The 1747-nt window shown below is 45.9% G+C and carries 1 protein-coding gene; it reads right to left on the bottom strand.

Annotated elements, in window-relative coordinates; genetic code table 11:
• Nucleotides 1-225 precede the first annotated feature (225 nt).
• On the bottom strand, nt 226-1626 hold the full coding sequence (locus tag KDK15_RS11580) for a hypothetical protein (RefSeq protein WP_257295513.1): 1401 nt from the start codon (nt 1624-1626) through the stop codon (nt 226-228).
• Between the last annotated feature and the right edge of the window lie 121 nt (nt 1627-1747).

Genomic DNA, 1747 nt, shown 5'->3' with positions numbered 1-1747 from the left:
ACATCTTCAACGCCACGTTGAATAAGGCAATAAAAAAGCAGATTAACCAAGATAATCATGGATTACTCAACACTGTTATGAGCCCCGAGCCTTTAAATTTGCTGATTTCAGCATTCTTGTTGAATAACTTCCAGGGTCGTGCCTGGTAAAAACGTCTGTTGGTAAACTTCGCAATATCTCCTTATGAGCTCGTAGGCGATTTTGATACAGCGAGTGCGAAGTGAGTCAGATAATTCCGAATGGCATACCCCCTGCGGTTGCTTTTTTTGCACCGATAACAGACACTGCCGGGCCGGAGGCGGAAGCAGTCTCGGTTGTCAATGACTCTTCCTGTTGTTTTTGTGTTTCTTTGTGAACTTGAACTGAGGAGGAACGATTTGGTTCGACCGATGTGGCCCACCTAACCGACTTTTTCTTGGTAGTTGGTACTATATTACTCTGAAAGCTGGCGCTTTGATTTGTGCCCGGACTTTCAGGTGGTTTAGCTGATGTGAGGTGAGGTTTGGCCACAGATACAACACGTATTGTTGTAGGTATCGTCTTGTAGGAAGCCGTTTCTTTTTTCATTGATTCAGATATTTGCTTAATATCATCCTCATTTTTCGGGCGAAATTCGGATTCAGCTGAACTGCCTGTCCCTGTCGCAGATAACCCGGTGTTACTTGAAGACTCAGTTGCTGTTGATGCCTGACGGCGGTGCTCTGCATGAACTTTATCAGTATCATCGGTTTGAACCTCCGTTGATGAACTGCTGCTTGTTGCCGTTTGCTCTGTAGTCAGCTGTTGTGTCTCAGTTGTCGTAGATTCATCGGTTAAGCCAGTATTGAGTGGCGGGGGATAACTGTCAGCAGTTAGTTGCTTTTCATCCGTGGTACGGGACAGGTCCCAGGGTGTAGCCAATGGTTCAGGTGTGAAGGGGGTTGGTAAGTCCTTAAACAGTGTTGATTGAGTCTGATCAGCACGATAATCACTTTTAACGGACGCCAGACCTGGTAGCGACGCTGTGGGCCCTTCTAATAAAATCCTTAAACGTTCAATCTGTTCTTCTGCTCTGGCGATATCGGAATAGAATGGGAAGCCGGTGCCCTCAATATTGGTGTTAGGCGACATATCCCTGATAACGGAGTGGTGCGTTGGTGTGCTACTTATCTTTGTGGTCGATGGGACATCACCCAGAATTTTCCAGACTCTCTGGATTTGTTGATCATATATATTGTCTGCTGCCTGAACATCGGGCTGTGTTTTATCAGGAGCCCATGTTGAATCCATTTCAGAGGCTCTTGCACCCGGATGGCTGGCACTTGCACTAATTTCAGGCGTGCTGTCTGCGAGTGTTTGTTTTTTATCATTTGTGTTCAGGGTGAAAGCTGATTGATATTGATGGTCTGAAATTTTTCGCTTTCTGGTCGAAAGTTCTTTAGCGTTTTCTTCTCTGGAGGGCTGTAGGTGGGGAGAGAGCTGAAGTGTATCAGAATCAGGAGAGAATTTATCAGTTTTCATACCGTAGTAAAGAACCCTTGCTTCTTCCCGGGAAGTCTCGGTGTCCGGGTGGGGAAGGTTCTGTTCACGGGGGCTATGGACTGTATGATCGTAACCTGAACCTGAACCTGAATATTGTAGGTCCATTCTAACTCTCCTGATAAAAAAAGCCTTCTCATCAGATCACTGAGACCGCTTGAAAGTTTCCTCAGTTGACGCGATGCCCGCGTTGAAGGTGTCGTGTTATTTTTATAGTTGAATGATGGTA

The organism is Endozoicomonas sp. YOMI1, assembly GCF_024606345.1.
GTDB lineage: Bacteria > Pseudomonadota > Gammaproteobacteria > Pseudomonadales > Endozoicomonadaceae > Endozoicomonas.
The sequence above is the reverse complement of the archived record's forward strand: the minus strand, read 5'-3'. Positions and strand labels throughout refer to the sequence as shown.